Origin of the sequence: Bradyrhizobium sp. 31Argb (genome assembly GCF_043638955.1) — a bacterium.
Classification (GTDB): Bacteria; Pseudomonadota; Alphaproteobacteria; order Rhizobiales; family Xanthobacteraceae; genus Bradyrhizobium.
On the sequence record NZ_JBEGDB010000197.1, the window covers coordinates 1 to 15,392 of the forward strand.

The 15,392-nt window shown below is 63.6% G+C and carries 16 protein-coding genes; 12 read left to right on the top strand and 4 right to left on the bottom strand.

Annotation, left to right across the window (positions count from 1 at the left end; all coding sequences use genetic code 11):
* Positions 1 to 277 precede the first annotated feature (277 nt).
* The 3 genes from hemW to rph are packed head-to-tail and all read right to left on the bottom strand — an operon-like array spanning position 278 to position 2,781.
* The gene (gene hemW / locus AAFX91_RS29085; protein ID WP_394568933.1) at positions 278 to 1,435 is read right to left on the bottom strand and encodes a radical SAM family heme chaperone HemW; all 1,158 of its coding nucleotides are present in this window, start codon (positions 1,433 to 1,435) and stop codon (positions 278 to 280) included.
* A complete protein-coding gene (gene rdgB, locus AAFX91_RS29090) occupies positions 1,428 to 2,057 on the bottom strand; it encodes an RdgB/HAM1 family non-canonical purine NTP pyrophosphatase (protein ID WP_394568934.1) in 630 nt (209 codons plus the stop codon). The genes hemW and rdgB overlap by 8 nt, the downstream gene beginning before the upstream one ends.
* A gap of 10 nt (positions 2,058 to 2,067) precedes the next feature.
* Positions 2,068 to 2,781: a ribonuclease PH gene (gene rph, locus AAFX91_RS29095; RefSeq protein WP_394568935.1), complete on the bottom strand. Its 714-nt coding sequence runs from the start codon at positions 2,779 to 2,781 to the stop codon at positions 2,068 to 2,070.
* A gap of 162 nt (positions 2,782 to 2,943) precedes the next feature.
* On the opposite strand from rph, the gene hrcA reads away from it, so the two are divergent.
* Complete coding sequence (gene hrcA / locus AAFX91_RS29100; protein WP_130578029.1) at positions 2,944 to 4,032, top strand: heat-inducible transcriptional repressor HrcA; 1,089 nt, start codon at positions 2,944 to 2,946, stop codon at positions 4,030 to 4,032.
* A 209-nt stretch (positions 4,033 to 4,241) separates the two neighbouring features.
* Complete coding sequence (gene grpE, locus AAFX91_RS29105; protein WP_028164802.1) at positions 4,242 to 4,850, top strand: nucleotide exchange factor GrpE; 609 nt, start codon at positions 4,242 to 4,244, stop codon at positions 4,848 to 4,850.
* Between the two features lie 68 nt (positions 4,851 to 4,918).
* Here grpE and AAFX91_RS29110 read toward each other — a convergent pair whose 3' ends face one another.
* A complete protein-coding gene (locus AAFX91_RS29110; protein ID WP_394568936.1) occupies positions 4,919 to 5,854 on the bottom strand; it encodes a hypothetical protein in 936 nt (311 codons plus the stop codon).
* A gap of 422 nt (positions 5,855 to 6,276) precedes the next feature.
* On the opposite strand from AAFX91_RS29110, the gene dnaK reads away from it, so the two are divergent.
* From dnaK to AAFX91_RS29160, 10 genes are all read left to right on the top strand, one after another.
* Positions 6,277 to 8,175 carry a molecular chaperone DnaK gene (gene dnaK, locus AAFX91_RS29115; RefSeq protein ID WP_130225528.1) on the top strand — a complete coding sequence of 633 codons (1,899 nt, stop codon included), beginning with the start codon at positions 6,277 to 6,279 and terminating at the stop codon, positions 8,173 to 8,175.
* 142 nt (positions 8,176 to 8,317) lie between these two features.
* Complete coding sequence (gene dnaJ, locus AAFX91_RS29120; protein WP_130578027.1) at positions 8,318 to 9,448, top strand: molecular chaperone DnaJ; 1,131 nt, start codon at positions 8,318 to 8,320, stop codon at positions 9,446 to 9,448.
* Between the two features lie 196 nt (positions 9,449 to 9,644).
* Positions 9,645 to 10,247: a class I SAM-dependent methyltransferase gene (locus AAFX91_RS29125; RefSeq protein ID WP_130578026.1), complete on the top strand. Its 603-nt coding sequence runs from the start codon at positions 9,645 to 9,647 to the stop codon at positions 10,245 to 10,247.
* Between the two features lie 130 nt (positions 10,248 to 10,377).
* Positions 10,378 to 10,956 (top strand): NADPH-dependent FMN reductase, encoded by a 579-nt coding sequence (locus AAFX91_RS29130; RefSeq protein ID WP_130578025.1) that lies wholly within the window; start codon positions 10,378 to 10,380, stop codon positions 10,954 to 10,956.
* Between the two features lie 6 nt (positions 10,957 to 10,962).
* Positions 10,963 to 11,673, top strand: a complete 711-nt coding sequence (gene pyrF, locus AAFX91_RS29135) for an orotidine-5'-phosphate decarboxylase (protein ID WP_130578024.1) — start codon at positions 10,963 to 10,965, stop codon at positions 11,671 to 11,673.
* Between the two features lie 19 nt (positions 11,674 to 11,692).
* Positions 11,693 to 11,995 (top strand): DUF1330 domain-containing protein, encoded by a 303-nt coding sequence (locus AAFX91_RS29140; RefSeq protein ID WP_130578023.1) that lies wholly within the window; start codon positions 11,693 to 11,695, stop codon positions 11,993 to 11,995.
* Between the two features lie 205 nt (positions 11,996 to 12,200).
* Positions 12,201 to 13,106 (top strand): M23 family metallopeptidase, encoded by a 906-nt coding sequence (locus AAFX91_RS29145; protein WP_349644868.1) that lies wholly within the window; start codon positions 12,201 to 12,203, stop codon positions 13,104 to 13,106.
* Positions 13,107 to 13,276: 170 nt separating this feature from the next.
* Positions 13,277 to 14,092 carry a 4-hydroxy-tetrahydrodipicolinate reductase gene (gene dapB, locus AAFX91_RS29150; RefSeq protein ID WP_394568937.1) on the top strand — a complete coding sequence of 272 codons (816 nt, stop codon included), beginning with the start codon at positions 13,277 to 13,279 and terminating at the stop codon, positions 14,090 to 14,092.
* 68 nt (positions 14,093 to 14,160) lie between these two features.
* Positions 14,161 to 14,784: a 2,3-bisphosphoglycerate-dependent phosphoglycerate mutase gene (locus AAFX91_RS29155; protein ID WP_130578020.1), complete on the top strand. Its 624-nt coding sequence runs from the start codon at positions 14,161 to 14,163 to the stop codon at positions 14,782 to 14,784.
* Complete coding sequence (locus tag AAFX91_RS29160) at positions 14,781 to 15,311, top strand: GNAT family N-acetyltransferase (protein ID WP_394568938.1); 531 nt, start codon at positions 14,781 to 14,783, stop codon at positions 15,309 to 15,311. The genes AAFX91_RS29155 and AAFX91_RS29160 overlap by 4 nt, the downstream gene beginning before the upstream one ends.
* Positions 15,312 to 15,392: the final 81 nt, after the last annotated feature.

A 15,392-nucleotide genomic window follows, 5' to 3' on the forward strand; every position in this document is an offset into this window, starting at 1 on the left:
TGAGCTGATCCCGATCCACGCCGGTCTTGTAAAGACGATTCACCATCCGCGAATCGTACCTCAACTTCCCGAAATCCTTGCCCAGCCTGGCAGCGCAACCCGGGATTCTGTCGCGAGCTAGAGCATTTTTGGTTCTGATTGAATCAGAACCGAAGCTCTAGATTCTTATTTTGACGCGTTTTCTTCACGCGAACCGGTGTCCACTTCGCTCGAAAACGCTCTAATGCAGACACCCCGGATTGCGCTGCGCTCCATCCGGGCTACGAACTGCACGTCACTATGCGGCCAAATCCGCCACCACGGCATCCAGCACCGGGAAACCTGACTTGGTCACGCGCAGCCGTCCGTCGGTGTCGACGATGATAGCGCCCTCTTCGCGCAGCAGCGCGATGCGGCGCGGGTCGAGTACGCGGCCGGAAAGCGACGCATAGCGCTCGGGGTCGATGCCTTCGGCGAGACGGAGCCCCATCAGCAGGAATTCGTCGGCGCGCTCTTCGCTGTTGAGCACCTCGTCGGTGACGACGCCGCTGCCATTGGTTTCGACCCGCATCACCCAGGCTTCCGGCCGCTTCTCCGTTGCGGTGGCGTGACGGCGGCCGTTGATGTCGAGGCGGCCATGCGCGCCCGGGCCGATGCCGGCATATTCGTCGCCACGCCAATAGACGAGGTTGTGCCGGCACTCCGCGCCGGGGCGGGCGTGATTGGAAATCTCGTAGGCCGGCAGGCCTGCTTGCACACAGACTTCTTGCGTCACGTCGTAAAGCGCGCGTGCGACGGCCTCGTCCGGCGTCTGCAATTTGCCCGCGGCATGCAGGCCGAAGAATGGCGTGCCTTCCTCGATCGTGAGCTGATAGAGCGAGAGATGCTCGGCAGCTTCCGCGATCGCATGCCTCAGCTCGTCGGCCCACATCGCAGGGGTCTGATCGGGCCGGGCGTAGATCAGGTCGAAGGAATAGCGATCGAAAGACTGGCGCGCGACGGCGACCGCATCGAGCGCTTCGCGCGCGGTGTGCAGCCGCCCCAGCCCCTTCAGCGAAGCGTCGTCGAGCGCCTGCACGCCGAGCGACACGCGGTTGACCCCGGCGGCACGGTAGCCGCGAAACCTCGTCGCTTCGACGCTCGTCGGGTTGGCTTCCAGCGTCACCTCGACATCGGACGCGACGCGCCAATATTTGCCGATCGCATCCAGGATCGCGCCGACCGTCTGCGACTGCATCAATGACGGCGTCCCGCCGCCGAGGAAGATCGAAGACACTTCACGGCCGGGGACGCGCGCCGCAGTCGTCTCGATCTCGCGCGCGAAGGCGCGGGCAAAGCGCGCCTCATCGATCTGCGTATGCCTGACATGGCTGTTGAAATCACAATACGGGCATTTCGACAGGCAGAACGGCCAGTGCACGTAGACGCCGAAGGCTGCCTGGTCCCGGTCAGTCAAGGCATATCTCCGCCAATTTGACGAAGGCGCGGGCCCGGTGCGACAGGCCGAGCCCGAGCGGTGGCAGCCCGTGCTTCTCGACGCTCGTCATCTCGCCGAAGGTGCGGGTATGGCCATCCGGCAGGAACATGGGGTCGTAGCCGAAACCGGTGGTGCCGCGCGGCGGCCACACCAAGGTTCCATCGGCGCGCGCCTCGACCTCTTCGAGATGTCCGTCCGGCCAGGCGACGCAGAGCGCGGAGACGAAATGCGCGCTTCGGCGGTCGGGCGCGGTCGCGTCGCGTTCCTGCAACAGGCGTTCGATCCGCGTCATCGCGGCGGTGAAATCCTTGTTTTCGCCGGCCCAGCGCGCCGAATAGATGCCGGGGGCGCCGTCCAGCGCATCGACCGCCAGCCCGGAATCATCGGCAAATGCCGGAAGATCGGCGGCCTTGGCTGCGGCGATCGCCTTGATCGCGGCATTGGCGCGAAAACTGTCGCCGGTCTCCTCGGGCTCGCCAAGACCGAGATCGCCCGCCGAGATCGCCTCCACGCCATGCGGTGCCAGCAATTCGCGCATCTCGGCAAGCTTGCCGGGATTGTGGGTCGCGATCACGAGCTTTCCAGTGATTCGACGGTGCATGGCCTATTGACTACGACACCGCCATTTTCTGCAAGTCGACCAGCCGTGCCACACCCCCGCGCGCCAGCCCCATTAGCGCCAGGAACTCGTCCTGCGAGAACGGCGTCTTTTCCGCGGTGCCCTGCACCTCGATGATGCGGCCGTCGCCGGTCATCACGAAATTGGCGTCGGTCTCGGCTTCCGAATCCTCGGCATAGTCGAGGTCGAGCACCGGCGTGCCGTTATAGATGCCGCAGGAGATGGCCGCGACGTTGTCGCGCAACACGTTGGTTTTCAGCATGTTGCGGGCCTTCATCCAGTTGATGCAGTCGGCGAGCGCGACCCAGGCGCCGGTGATCGAGGCGGTGCGCGTGCCGCCGTCGGCCTGCAACACGTCGCAATCGACAGTGATCTGGCGTTCGCCCAGCGCTTCCAGGTCGACCGTGGCGCGGAGCGAGCGGCCGATCAGGCGCTGGATCTCGATGGTGCGGCCGCCCTGCTTGCCGGCGGAGGCCTCGCGCCGGGTCCGCTCCAGCGTGGCGCGGGGAAGCATGCCGTATTCGGCGGTGACCCAGCCGCGGCCCTGACCCTTCAGCCACGGCGGCAGGCGGTCTTCCAGGGTCGCGGTCACGAGCACGTGGGTGTCGCCGAATTTCACCATGCAGGAACCCTCGGCATATTTCACCACGCCGCGTTCCAATGAGACGGGGCGCAGTTCGTCGGGTGCACGGCGGCTTGGCCGCATGGGAATCCTCCGGGAATTCGAGCGAATATGGCTGGCGGTGCTTGTAGGAGCGGGCAGGCGTAGCGGCAAGCCTTTTGGCCGGCTCCCGGGCGGTAATGCACGCTTGTCAGCGGGCGTGTGGATGGTCAAATTAGAGGCAGTTGTGAGGGAGTTGGAGTTATTGTGGCTCAACACGAACCGGTCGGTTTGATCACGCCGCACGCCGGGCTTGCCCAGCTCAACGAGCGTTCGCGCGACATTTTCCGTCAAATCGTCGAAAGTTATCTGGCGACCGGCGAGCCGGTCGGCTCGCGCAACATCTCGCGCCTGATCGCGCTCCCGCTGTCGCCGGCCTCGGTGCGCAATGTGATGTCCGATCTCGAGCAGCTCGGCCTTATCTACGCGCCGCATACCTCCGCCGGCCGGCTGCCGACCGAATTGGGCCTGCGCTTTTTCGTCGATGCGCTGATGCAGGTCGGCCACCTCACCGAGGCGGAACGGCAATCGATCCAAAGCCAATTGGCTACCGTCGGCCGCGCGCAGTCGGTGGAGGCAGCGCTCGACGAGGCTCTGATCCGGCTATCCGGCCTCACCCGCGCCGCCGCCGTGGTGCTGACGCCGAAGTCCAACGCGCGGCTGAAGCATATCGAGTTCGTGCGGCTCGAGCCGGAACGTGCGTTGGTGGTGTTGGTCGGCGAAGACGGGCAGGTCGAGAACCGGGTGCTGGGCTTGCCGCCGGGTGTTCCATCCTCGGCGCTGATCGAGGCCACCAACTTCCTCAATGCGCGCATCCTCGGGCGTACGCTCGCGGAAGCGCGGCTCGAACTCGAGACCGCGCTCGCACAAAGGCGCGTAGAGCTCGATCAATTGACGCAGAAGGTGATCTCGGCAGGGCTCGCGAGCTGGTCTGGCGGCGACAATGAGGACCGGCAGCTCATCGTGCGCGGGCACGCCAATCTCTTGGAGGATTTGCATGCGCTCGAGGATCTCGAGCGTATCAAGTCGCTGTTCGACGATCTCGAGACCAAGCGCGGCGTGATCGACCTGCTGGGGCGCGCAGAAAGCGCCGATGGCGTGCGAATCTTCATCGGGTCGGAGAACAAATTGTTCTCGCTGTCGGGGTCCTCGACCATCGTTGCGCCCTATAGCGACGGCGCTGGCCGTATCGTGGGCGTGCTCGGCGTGATCGGGCCGACCCGGCTGAATTACGCGCGGGTGATCCCGACCGTGGACTATGCCGCGCGCCTCGTCAGCAGGATCCTGGGCGGTTAGATCATGATCTCATCTCTTTGTTTGAGCATGATCTCCGCGCAAACGCTTCGCGTTTGTCGCGAGGGAAAACCGGCTTCCACTTTTCCGGATCATGCTCGAATCCCCGAAACCGGGCTGGTTGCGCTTGATTTTCGTTGCCCAAAGCACGATATCCCGGCCAGCCAATCCCTTAAATGTTGACCAGACGCGATTTTTCCAAAAGGCAAGCCATGACCGATCCGAACCGGCCGAACGACAACGCCGAGAACCCGGCGCAGACCGGCGAGCCCGTGGTCTCGAAGCCCTACGTCATGCCCGACGATCCCGAGCAGGGATCGGCGGAGGCCCTGACCAAGGAGCTGAACGAAGCGCGCGATCGGACGCTGCGCACGCTGGCCGAGATGGAAAACCTGCGCAAGCGCACCAGCCGCGAGATCGCGGACGCGCGCGCCTACGGCATCACCGGCTTTGCCCGCGACATCCTCGACATCGCCGACAATCTGCAGCGTGCCCTCGATGCTGTCCCGGCGGAGGCCAAGGCGGCCGCCGACCCTGGGCTGAAGGCCCTGATCGAGGGCGTCGAATTGACCGAGCGTTCGCTGCACGCCACGCTGGAGAAGAACGGCGTCAAGAAATTCGATCCCACCGGCGAGAAGTTCGATCCGAACTTCCAGCAGGCGATGTACGAGGTTCCCGATCCCTCCGTGCCCTCGGGCACGGTGGTGCAGGTGGTGCAGGCCGGCTACACGATCGGCGATCGCGTGCTGCGTCCGGCGCTCGTCGGTGTCTCCAAGGGCGGCGCAAAGACCGCGCCGGCTTCGGCCGCACAGCAAAACTGAATCTGCAACGCATCGGCTGATGCAACGCCGTTGATGCCGGCCTCGACAGAGGCCGGCAGAGATCGATGTTATCGCGGCTGAATTCCGTCGCGCACGCTGCGGAAGCGCGGGAACGCGGTCGACCATTGATCGCGCGGCGAGGAGCCGATGATGCGCAGCGAGGTCTGCGCACCGAACCGCAGCCACTGCACGATGGTAACGGGCGTGTTGTCCTTGCCGCTGACCGCATCGATCCGTGTCTCGTAGCCGGGCTGGCCATCGATGCGGATCGGCTCCGACATCGTGATCCGTCCGTCGCGCACGCCGGGGATCGTGGTCGCGATCTGCTGGGCAAAACGGCCGCGATCATCGGGAGAGGCCGCGGTCGAGCCGATGATGCCGATGATCATGAACGGCGCCACCTCGAACCCGCTCTTCTCGTCGCCATCGGCGACAATCAGCGCGGCGCCGGGCGCCACCGTGCGGACGTTCTTGAAGTTCGCCAGTTCGGTTATCTTGAACGGCATCAGCCCGAGCTGCTCGTCGACCGGAACCTGATCCCGGATCGCGGCGGTCGAAAACATCTGGCGGACGGCGTCGTCGGTATAGATCCTGGCGGCATTCTCCGGGACCTGCATGGCGATGTAGCCGGAGAAGGTCGGGCCGGGCAGGATCATCGAATAGCGCCGCACGCCGCCGGCGCCATCCTTGGCATTCTCGACCGTGTAATAGGCAAGGCCGGCCGCTGTCTCGATGCTCTCCGGCTTGATCCCGCCGGCGCCGCCCGGGTTCGCCTTGAAGGCATTGGCGACCTCGCCATAGGCCTCCGCCGGCAGGTCGGTCACCAGCACCTTGACACCCTGGTCCTCGGTCTCGAAGCCGGTGAAGGTTTTCGCGCGATTGAGCCCCACCAGCGGCTTCATCCCGACCCGGGCGCCCGGCGGAAAGACCACGTCCGCGGCAAAGGCGGGAAATGCGGCGGCAATGAACAGGGCGACCGCGGCGAGGAGGCGAATGGGGTTCATGTCAAGGATCTACCGGGTTTGGCATTGAAGCCGTTCGATGGGCGGCCGGCGCGGGCCGCAAGCTGTCGGGCCTCGTTCAGTTGGCCCGCTTTTAGCGGTTTTGATGGCCCGACGACAGGGGCGGGCGGCTTCATGCCGCCTGATGGCGCAGGGTGCAATGTCGCAGCTTTCTTGCGCATTCGTTAATGTCAGCCCAAGGACCAAGCCGGGCCCAAGCCGATCCCGGCCCGGGCTGACACAATCTTTCAAACGTCAGTCTTTTCAGGTCTCAAGGTTGCGTCCAGTCCTTGCAGGCCTTACCCCCCCTCCTATATGAGCCTCATCGTCGCAATATCGCGAGCATTTGAACGTGTGGGGGTTCGGTTCGGTGCGCCGCCAGGGCCCAGCCAACCTGCCTTAGAGAAGAGAAGGAAATCAGAACCATGGGAAAGGTCATAGGGATCGACCTCGGCACCACGAATTCGTGCGTTGCCGTAATGGATGGCAAGAACGCGAAGGTCATCGAGAATTCCGAGGGCATGCGGACGACGCCGTCGATCGTCGCCCTTACCGATGATGGCGAGCGCCTCGTCGGTCAGCCGGCCAAGCGCCAGGCGGTGACCAATCCTGAACGGACATTCTTTGCGGTGAAGCGCCTCATCGGCCGCCGCTATGACGACCCGATGGTCGAGAAGGACAAGAAGCTTGTCCCCTACAAGATCGTCAAGGCATCGAACGGCGACGCCTGGGTCGAGGCCGACGGCAAGACCTATTCGCCCTCCCAGGTCTCCGCCTTCATCCTGCAGAAGATGAAGGAGACCGCGGAAGCGCATCTCGGCCAGAAGGTCGATCAGGCCGTCATCACGGTTCCCGCCTACTTCAACGACGCGCAACGCCAGGCCACCAAGGACGCCGGCAAGATTGCGGGCCTTGAAGTGCTGCGCATCATCAACGAGCCGACCGCGGCCGCGCTCGCTTACGGTCTCGACAAAACCAAGTCTGGCACGATCGCCGTGTACGACCTCGGCGGCGGCACCTTCGATATCTCCATTCTCGAGATCGGTGACGGCGTGTTCGAGGTGAAGTCGACCAACGGCGACACCTTCCTCGGCGGCGAAGACTTCGACATGCGGCTCGTCAGCTATCTCGCCGACGAATTCCAGAAGGAGCAGGGCATAAACCTGCGCAACGACAAGCTTGCCTTGCAGCGCCTGAAGGAAGCCGCTGAGAAGGCCAAGATCGAATTGTCGTCGACGACGCAGACCGAGATCAACCTGCCCTTCATTACGGCCGACCAGACCGGGCCGAAGCATCTGACGATGAAGCTGACCCGCGCCAAGTTCGAGGCGCTGGTTGACGAACTCATCCAGAAGACCATCGAGCCCTGCCGCAAGGCGCTGAAGGATGCCGGCCTCACCGCCGCTGAAGTTGGCGAGGTGGTGCTGGTCGGAGGCATGACTCGCATGCCGAAGGTTCAGGAAGTGGTGAAGCAATTGTTCGGCAAGGAGCCGCACAAGGGCGTCAACCCGGACGAAGTCGTCGCCATCGGTGCTGCGATCCAGGCCGGCGTGCTGCAGGGCGACGTTAAGGACGTCCTGCTGCTCGACGTGACCCCGCTGTCGCTCGGCATCGAGACGCTGGGTGGCGTGTTCACCCGCATCATCGACCGCAACACCACGATCCCGACCAAGAAGAGCCAGGTGTTCTCGACCGCTGAGGATAACCAGAACGCGGTCACTATCCGCGTCTTCCAGGGTGAGCGTGAAATGGCGGCCGACAACAAGATGCTCGGCCAGTTCGACCTGATGGGCATTCCGCCGGCCCCGCGCGGCATGCCGCAGATCGAGGTGACCTTCGACATCGACGCCAACGGCATCGTCAACGTCTCGGCCAAGGACAAGGCGACCGGCAAGGAGCAGCAGATCCGGATCCAGGCATCCGGCGGCCTCTCCGAAACCGACATCGAGAAGATGGTCAAGGACGCCGAGGCCAACGCCGCCGAGGACAAGAAGCGGCGTGAGGCCGTCGACGCCAAGAACCATGCGGACGCGCTGGTGCATTCCACCGAGAAGGCGCTGGCCGAGCATGGCTCGAAGGTCGCCGAGACCGAGCGCCGTGCCATCGAGGACGCCGTCAGCGACCTGAAGGAAGCGCTGAAGGGCAATGATGCCGAAGCGATCAAGGCCAAGACCAACGCGCTGGCGCAGGCTTCGATGAAGCTCGGCGAAGCCATGTACAAGCAGCAGGCCGAAAGCGATGCCGCCAAGGACGCTGCGAAGGATGATGTCGTCGACGCGGAGTTCACCGAGGTCGACGACGACAAGAACAAAAAGTCTGCTTAAGACACGGGCGTAGGATGATGACCCCCATGCCAAGAGCGCGCCAAGCGTCTCCATGGATGGGGGTCATTTTTCGTTAAGCCGAACACTGCATCTTGCCGAACGCATGGTCCGGCATGAGGATGAATTCGGGCGGGTTTGACTGATGTCTACCAAGCGCTGCTATTACGAGACCCTCGAGGTCGAGCGGAACGCGGACGAAACCAAGCTGAAATCGGCTTTCCGCAAGCTCGCGATGAAATGGCATCCGGACCGCAATCCCGGCGATGCCTCGAGCGAGGTCAGGTTCAAGGAAATCAACGAAGCCTACGAGGTCCTGAAGGACAACGACAAGCGCGCCGCTTATGACCGCTACGGCCATGCCGCGTTCGAGCAGGGCATGGGCGGTGGCGGTCCGGGCTTCGGCGCTGGTTTTGCCTCTTCCTTCTCCGATATTTTCGAAGACCTGTTCGGCATGGCCGGGCAGCGTCGCAGCGGCGGCCGCGAGCGCGGCGCCGATCTGCGCTACAACATGGAGATCACGCTCGAGGAGGCGTATCTCGGCAAGACCGCGCAGATCGAAATTCCCGTCTCCGTCACCTGCGAATCCTGTTCCGGCACCGGCGCCAAGGCCGGCACCAAGCCGAAGACCTGCTCGATGTGCGGCGGCGCCGGTCGCATCCGCCAGGCCCAGGGCTTCTTCACGCTGGAGCGCACCTGCCCCGGCTGCCAGGGTCGCGGCCAGATGATCGAGGACGCCTGTCCGTCTTGCTCCGGCTCCGGTCGGGTCACGCGCGAGCGGACGCTGTCGGTCAATATTCCCCAGGGCGTCGAGGATGGCACCCGCATTCGCCTCGCGGGCGAGGGCGAAGCCGGCGTCCGCGGCGGCCCGTCCGGCGACCTCTATATCTTCCTGTCGCTCACCCAGCACCCGTTCTTCCAGCGCGATGGCGCCGACCTGCACTGCCGCGTGCCGATCTCGATGGTCACCGCGGCCCTGGGTGGCGAGTTCGATGTGCCGACCATCGACAAGGGCAAGACCAAGGTGAAGGTACCGGCCGGAACGCAATCCGGCCGCCGATTCCGCATTGCATCAAAAGGCATGCCGGTGCTGCGGTCGCGTCAGACCGGCGACATGTATGTCCAGGTCGTGGTCGAAACGCCCCAGAATCTGACCAAGAAGCAACAGGAATTGCTGACGGAGTTCGAAAAGCTCTCCTCCGGCGCGACGCAACCGGAGGCGGTAGGTTTCTTCTCCAAGGTCAAGGACTTCTTCGGCACTCGGACGGGTACCTAGCGTGCTGGCAGAAGTGGTCCTGGCAGCGCGCGCCATGGCGCTGAAATCCAAATTGGTGCATGGCGTTATCGCCAAACCCCGTCACAGTTTGGCGGATCAGATGCGTGGGCGATCTGCTTGACCATAACGGTTTCGACCTATACCTCTTTATGACTGTTTTCTGACAGCCGCTCGCGCGGTCCCGCCTGGTAGCGACATGCCCCTGCAATCGTCCGTGCGTCCGTTGAAGAAGCCCCGTCTCGACGACGAGGTCCGCTTCCTCCGGTCATGGATCGAAAAACCGCTGCATGTTGGCGCAGTGATGCCGTCGAGCCGGCTGCTGGCGCGCACGATGGCGCAATATGTCGATGTCAGATCGGAAGGTCCCGTCGTCGAACTTGGTCCCGGGACCGGTGCGATCACCAACGCGCTGATCGAACATGGCGTCGATCAGAAGCGTCTCGTACTGGTCGAATACAATCCCAGCTTCTGCGCGCTGCTGCGCGAGCGCTATCCGCAGGCCAAAGTGGTGCAGGGCGACGCCTACAAGCTTCGGGACTCGCTCTGGGATGTGTTGCCCGCACCGGCCGCGGCGATGGTTTCTGGCCTGCCTCTGGTCACCAAACCGATGATCACCCGCCTAAGGCTGATCCGCGATGCCTTCGTGGCGCTGGCGCCGGGCGCTCCCTTCGTCCAGTTCACCTATTCGGTCGTCCCGCCGATCCCGAAATCGCTGCCGGGCGTGTCCACAGAAGCTTCCGAGCGGATCTGGATGAACCTTCCGCCCGCCCGGGTCTGGGTGTATCGCAAAGGGCGGTAGGCGCGTATTCCGCAAAAGTGGACGCCGGTTTTGCGCATAGAATACGCGCAATTTATTGGCTAAGAGCATTTTCTGCGAAAATGCTCGCTGCGCATCGCGCGGCGGGTCTGCCGAACGCGATTCAAAAATAATGTCTGCGCTGAAAATACTTGTGATCCCGGGGTCGCTGCGATCAGGTTCGCTCAACGCGAAGCTTGCGGCCGTTGCGGCGCATGAGCTCGCGCAGGCGGGCGCCGAGGTCAGCCGCATCTCGCTGGCCGATTTTCCACTGCCGATCTATGACGGTGACCTGCAGGCGAAATCCGGCGTGCCGAAAAACGCGATCAATCTCAAGCGCATGATCGGCGCCCATCATGGTGTCCTGATCGTGACGCCGGAATATAATTCCTCCGTGCCGCCGCTGGTCAAGAACACCATCGATTGGGTGAGCCGCGTGCAGGATCCCCATGAGGTTCGCGGCCAGGTGTTTCGCGATCGTGTCTTCGCCATCGCTGCCGCTTCCGGCGGCCGGCTCGGCGGCAGCCGCGCATTGGCGGCGCTGCGCCTCATCCTGTCCGCCTGCCAGGCCACCGTGATCCCGAACCAGCTCGCGCTGTCATTTGCCGAACATGCCTATGACGACATGGATCACCTGAGGCATCCCGCCGATATCGAGGCGATGCAGGCAATGGCGCGGCAATTGATCGACCTTTCCCAACGCATGATGTGAGGTGACATGCAGCCAGCCGATATCGCACCGAAGGACCGCCTGATCGTGGCGCTCGATTTGTCCAGCATCGCTGCGGCGGAAGCGATGATCTACAAACTCGGCGACAGCGTGAACTTCTACAAGATCGGCTATCAGCTCGCTTATGCCGGCGGCCTGCCGCTGGCGCGCGCGCTCGCAACTGCCGGCAAGAAGGTCTTCATCGATCTCAAGCTGCATGACATCGGCAACACCGTCGCGCGCGGCGTCGAGAGCATCGCGACACTTGGCGCCACCTTCCTCACCGTGCACGCTTATCCGCAGACCATGAAGGCGGCCGTGGAGGCGCGCGCGGGATCGAACCTCAGGATTCTCGCGGTCACGGTGCTGACGTCCTATGACGACAATGATCTCCACGCCGCAGGCTATCGCTTCAACGTTGCCGATCTCGTCGAGGCGCGCGCGCAGCAGGCGCAGGTGCTCGGCGTCGACGGGCTCGTGAGTTCGCCGGAGGAGGCGGCCTCGTTGCGCAAGATCGTCGGACACCAGATGAAGCTGGTGACGCCCGGCATCCGCCCGGCCGGTTCCGCGAGCGGCGATCAGAAGCGCATCATGACGCCGTCACGTGCAATCGCCGCCGGCGCCGACTATCTGGTGGTGGGGCGGCCGATCCTGGAGGCCAGTGACCCCAAAGCCGCCGCAGATATCATTCAGGCTGAGATTGCGCAGGTGCTAGGCTAACGACAAGGGAGAAAAAGGGATGGCCAAGGGATACTGGATCGGACGCGTCGACGTTCACAACGAGGAGGGATACAAGCCCTACATAGCGGCCAACCCGGCCATCTTCCAGAAATTCGGTGGCAAGTTTGTCGTGCGCGGCGGCAAGTTCACTGCGGTCGAAGGCCAGAGCCGTTCCCGCAACGTCGTGATCGAGTTTCCCGACTACGAAACAGCGCTAGCCTGCTATCGCTCGCCGGAATATCAGGCCAACATCAAGGTTCGGCAGCCGCATTCGATCGCCGATCTCATCATCATCGAAGGCTACGAGGCGCCGCAATCCTGAGCGAGCATTCTTCGCGAGAGGATGGCGAGCCACGCTTTGTCCGAATGTTGGTCGGGAAAGTTCCTCCGCTGGATAGCTGATAGGCTTCCGCCAGATGATACCGAGGCCATTTATCATCTCCCACGGATTCATGCGGTCCGTCGCAGTGATTGCGGCGGCAGTCGGCTTTGCCGGCTCCGCGCGCGCGGAGAACATCGAGCTCGCAATGCCCGTCGGCTGCGAGATTGGCCAGACCTGCTACATCCAGAACTATGTTGATGACGACCCTTCGCAGTCGAGCCGCGATTATAAATGCGGCTCGCTCACCTACGACGCACATAACGGGACGGACTTTCGTATTCCCTCACTCGCGGCGCAAAAATCCGGCGTGGACGTGCTCGCTTCCGCAAGCGGCCGCGTTCTTCGCATGCGCGACGGCGTGCCCGATGGCGCGTTCGGCAAGACGGCGCGCGAGGCCGTGCGCGATGTTGAATGCGGCAACGGCGTCCTCATCGAACATCCCGGCGGTTGGGAAACCCAATACTGCCATATGGCCAATGGCAGCCTGGCGGTGAAGCCCGGCGACGACGTCGCCCGCGGGCAGCGGCTCGGCCGCATCGGTCTGTCCGGTCTGACCGAATATCCTCATTTGCATTTCACCGTCAGGTACAAAGGAGCCATCGTAGATCCCTTCGCCTATGGTGCCGTTCCCGGCTCATGCGGTGGCGGCGAATCTCTTTGGCAGCCTGCGCTCCGCGCTCGGCTTGCGTATCAGGAACGAGCGGTCCTGAACGCCGGCTTCATGAGCGGTCCGCCGACCATGGAACTCATTGAGGAGGCAAGTGCGGAGGGGCAATCCGTATCCGCCAATTCCCCCGCGCTTGTTGCTTTCATCCGCGCCATCGGGCTGAAAGCGGGAGACACCCAGGGGCTGGTGATCAAGGACCCGCAGGGACAAGTTCTTGCCGAAAATCGAACCGCGCCGCTTCAGAGCAACAAGGCGCAGTACATGTTGTTTGCGGGCAAAAAGCGCCCGCCGAACGGCTGGGACCACGGCACCTACAAGGCGACCTATACTGTCGAACGCGACGGCCAGGTCGTCTTGGAAAAGCAGTTGGAACTAGCCCTATAGCCACGCGGGTACGCCGGATGGCGGCCTGGGCGATCCCGCCGGCGGGGCCAGGTTGGACCATCCTTCTACCCGCCTCGTTTCCAGCTTTTGCTTGCCTATGGGAACGTCTCGCAAGAGACTCGGTTGCCGGAATGGGCTGCGCCCGCTATAGGCGTGGAGAGGGATAAGCCATGGCCGATATGCGCTTGATCGTTGCGGGGGCCGGCGGCCGGATGGGCCGCGCCTTGACGCGTGCCATCTCGGAGACCCCGGGCGCGGTTCTGACCGGTGCGCTGGAAGCGCCCGGCTCCGAGCTTCTCGGGGAGGACGCCGGCGTGCTCGCGGGCCTGCCTGCCAACGGCGTCAAATTGTCGGCTGATCTTTGGTCGCTCTCGGCCAATGCCGACGGCATCCTGGATTTCACCGTGCCGGCGGCGACGATCGCCAATGTCGCGATCGCAGTCGAGCGTGGCCTCGTCCATGTCATCGGCACCACCGGGCTGTCGGCGTCCGATGACGCGGTGATCCGAAGCGTCACCAATCGCGCCGTGGTGGTGAAGTCCGGCAATATGAGCCTCGGCGTCAATCTCTTGGCGGCCCTCGTTCAGCAGGTCGCGAAATCGCTCGACAATGCCTTCGACATCGAGATCGTCGAGATGCACCACAAGGCCAAGGTCGACGCACCCTCCGGCACCGCCCTCCTGCTCGGCGAGGCTGCTGCGGCTGGCCGTGGCATTGCGCTCGACAGGCACTCGGCCCGTGGCCGCGATGGCCACACTGGTGCGCGCCGTGCCGGCGATATCGGCTTTGCCTCGCTGCGCGGCGGCACGGTGCCCGGCGACCACAGCGTGATCTTCGCCGGACCGCATGAGCGCATCACGCTGTCGCATCTTGCCGAGGACCGCATGATCTTTGCGCATGGCGCGATCAAGGCGGCGCTATGGGCAAATGGCAAGGAGCCCGGGCTATACTCCATGATGGATGTGCTGGGGCTCTCCGACGTCTAACGCGTGATCCGGAAAAGCGGGAACCGGTTTTCCGAAATGATCATGCTCAAACAAGAACGGAATTTGGAATGAGCGATCGTCTTCTCGTGCTGGTGCGCCATGGCCAGAGTGAATGGAATCTGAAGAATCTCTTCACCGGTTGGAAAGACCCCGATCTCACCGAGCAGGGCATTGCCGAAGCGAAAGAGGCCGGCCGCAAGTTGAAGGCGCAAGGACTGTCGTTCGACATCGCCTTTACGTCGGTGCTGAAGCGCGCGCAGCATACGCTCGATCTGGCGCTCGCCGAAATCGGCCAGACCGGATTGAAGACGCTCAAGAACCTCGCGCTCAATGAACGCGACTACGGCGATCTCTCCGGTCTCAACAAGGACGACGCCCGCAAGAAGTGGGGCGAGGAGCAGGTCCTGATCTGGCGCCGCTCCTACGACGTCTCGCCGCCCGGCGGTGAAAGCCTGAAGGATACGCTGGCGCGCACGCTGCCGTATTACGTGCAGGAGATCCTGCCCTGCGTGCTGCGCGGCGAACGAACGCTGGTCGCCGCCCACGGCAATTCGCTGCGCGCGCTGATCATGGTGCTGGAGAAACTGTCGCCCGAGCAGATCCTGAAGCGCGAGCTGGCGACCGGCGCACCTATCATCTACCGCCTCAACGCCGATTCCACCGTCGCCTCAAAGCTCGACCTGGCGGCGTGAGCGGCAGCGTCGAGATATCCGTTCTCGACGCGCCCGTACCGGACGCAGCCCTCGAGCAGCTCGCATCGGTCCTCGTCGATTGCGTCGAGGGCGGCGCCAGCGTCAGCTTCATGGCGCCGTTTTCGCAGGCCGATGGGCTTGCGTACTTTCGTGAAGTCGCTGGCGCAGTCGCGTCAGACGACACTGTGCTGCTTGCAGCAAAGCTCGATGGCAGGATCGTCGGCACGGTCCAGTTGGGACTCGACACGCCGCCCAACCAGCCGCACCGCGCCGACCTGAAAAAGATGCTGGTCCACCGTTCCGCGCGCGGGCGCGGCATCGGCGCAGCGCTGATGGCGCAGATCGAAGTCGAAGCCATCAGACGCGGCCGCTGGTTGCTCGTGCTCGATACCGTGCCGGGCGAAAACGGCTATCGTCTCTACAAGCGCGCCGGCTGGACCGAGAGCGGGATCATCGCGAACTACGCGCTGTTTCCCGACGGCCGGCTCTGCGACACGGCGGGGTTCTGGAAGCGATTGAATAAGTAGGATTGTAGATGGGGTAACGGGCCCCGGGCTGCCCTCCAAGCGAGCCGCGCTTGCTACGGCGCTATGGGTGGCGCGCTGCGC

Excerpts from the sequence above, each read along its gene's own strand:
- AAFX91_RS29130 (WP_130578025.1), top strand. The coding sequence starts at position 10,378 with ATGTCTGCGCTGAAAATACTTGTGATCCCGGGGTCGCTGCGATCAGGT.
- dapB (WP_394568937.1), top strand. The coding sequence starts at position 13,277 with ATGGCCGATATGCGCTTGATCGTTGCGGGGGCCGGCGGCCGGATGGGC.
- rdgB (WP_394568934.1), bottom strand. The coding sequence starts at position 2,057 with ATGCACCGTCGAATCACTGGAAAGCTCGTGATCGCGACCCACAATCCC.
- grpE (WP_028164802.1), top strand. The coding sequence starts at position 4,242 with ATGACCGATCCGAACCGGCCGAACGACAACGCCGAGAACCCGGCGCAG.
- rph (WP_394568935.1), bottom strand. The coding sequence starts at position 2,781 with ATGCGGCCAAGCCGCCGTGCACCCGACGAACTGCGCCCCGTCTCATTG.
- AAFX91_RS29125 (WP_130578026.1), top strand. The coding sequence starts at position 9,645 with ATGCCCCTGCAATCGTCCGTGCGTCCGTTGAAGAAGCCCCGTCTCGAC.
- dnaK (WP_130225528.1), top strand. The coding sequence starts at position 6,277 with ATGGGAAAGGTCATAGGGATCGACCTCGGCACCACGAATTCGTGCGTT.
- pyrF (WP_130578024.1), top strand. The coding sequence starts at position 10,963 with ATGCAGCCAGCCGATATCGCACCGAAGGACCGCCTGATCGTGGCGCTC.
- dnaJ (WP_130578027.1), top strand. The coding sequence starts at position 8,318 with ATGTCTACCAAGCGCTGCTATTACGAGACCCTCGAGGTCGAGCGGAAC.
- AAFX91_RS29155 (WP_130578020.1), top strand. The coding sequence starts at position 14,161 with ATGAGCGATCGTCTTCTCGTGCTGGTGCGCCATGGCCAGAGTGAATGG.
- AAFX91_RS29110 (WP_394568936.1), bottom strand. The coding sequence starts at position 5,854 with ATGAACCCCATTCGCCTCCTCGCCGCGGTCGCCCTGTTCATTGCCGCC.
- AAFX91_RS29140 (WP_130578023.1), top strand. The coding sequence starts at position 11,693 with ATGGCCAAGGGATACTGGATCGGACGCGTCGACGTTCACAACGAGGAG.
- AAFX91_RS29145 (WP_349644868.1), top strand. The coding sequence starts at position 12,201 with ATGCCCGTCGGCTGCGAGATTGGCCAGACCTGCTACATCCAGAACTAT.